General features: G+C 75.2%; 1 protein-coding gene. It reads left to right on the forward strand.

Going from position 1 to position 630, the window contains the following annotated elements; all coding sequences use genetic code 11:
* The coding region (locus tag C1I97_RS38505; RefSeq protein WP_181447128.1) for a nucleoside hydrolase at positions 1-580 on the forward strand (580 nt) is incomplete at its 5' end.
* Positions 581-630 lie beyond the last annotated feature (50 nt).

Below are 630 nucleotides of genomic sequence, written 5' to 3' on the forward strand. Positions count from 1 at the left end.
GACCAACATCGCCCTGCTGCTGCGCACCCACCCCGAGGTGACCCGCAACATCGAGCGAATCGTGTTCATGGGCGGCGCGGTGGCCACCGGAAACGCCACCCCGGTCGCCGAGTTCAACGTCTGGCACGACCCGGAGGCCGCGGCGGTCCTGCTCACCGCCGGGGTGCCGATCACGATGTACGGCCTGGGCGTCTTCCAGCGGGTGCTCGTGCCGGAGGCGGACGTACGGCGGCTGTGCGAGCGCGGCGAGCCCGCCGCCCGGCTGGCCGGGCGGCTGCTGTCCCACCGCTCCCCGGCCACCGGCAACGACGTCCCCTACGGCGGCCTCGGCGACGCGGGCACGGTGTGCTCGGTCGCCGACCCGGCCGGACTGACCACCCACCGGCTGCCGGTGGAGGTCAGCCTCGCGCCGGGCCCGGCCCGCGGGCAGACGGTCGTCGACCTCCGCCCGCGCCCGGGCGAGGCGGAACTGCACGGCGAGGCCCGCGAACAGCCCCTGGTGGACGTGGCGTTGGACGTCGACGCCGAGCGGTACGTCAAGCTGTTCCTGGCCACCGTGGAGGGGCCGGGGAACGACTAGCCGATGCCCGCGGGCAGCCCTTCCCGCTCATCCCACCTGCGGGCTGGGGG

It is taken from the genome of Streptomyces sp. NTH33 (genome assembly GCF_003236365.1).
In the GTDB taxonomy this organism is placed as follows: Bacteria; Actinomycetota; Actinomycetes; order Streptomycetales; family Streptomycetaceae; genus Streptomyces.